The sequence below is a fragment of the Acinetobacter sp. GRABPA_MV_2 genome, from assembly GCF_056725885.1.
Genome location: NZ_JBWZNA010000073.1, coordinates 1 through 374, shown reverse-complemented (window position 1 = coordinate 374; position 374 = coordinate 1). Strand labels below are relative to the sequence as shown.

At 49.7% G+C, this 374-nt stretch carries 1 protein-coding gene; it reads right to left on the bottom strand.

The window, feature by feature from the left end; genetic code table 11:
* Positions 1–33: 33 nt before the first annotated feature.
* Positions 34–374 (bottom strand): recombinase family protein (locus ACXM0J_RS18875; RefSeq protein ID WP_026471933.1); only part of this gene is annotated, 341 nt, incomplete at its 5' end.

Sequence of the window (374 nt, the reverse complement as noted above, 5' to 3'; positions counted from 1 at the left end):
GGGGTCGTCTCAGGAAACGGAAAATATAGCACGCTAAGGATTTTCACTCCGACTTCTTTTAACGATATCCAACACGGTATTTTTGCTTAGATTGACCAGCCGACCGACTTGTCGATAAGAGTGTCCAGCAGACACCAACTCCAACACTTTAGGTGCCAGACGATCTGACTTGGTACGTTGACCAGGACGACGACCAAACACAACGCCCCGCGCTTGTGCCGCTGCTACACCAGAGCGCACACGTTCACGTAGTAAATCTCCCTCAAACTCTGCTAATGCAGACATCACAGAAGCCATGAGCTTTCCCTGAGATGTGGAAAGGTCAAACTGCAAACCTGTTTGTGCCACCAGAGATACCCCGAAATGCCCAAGAT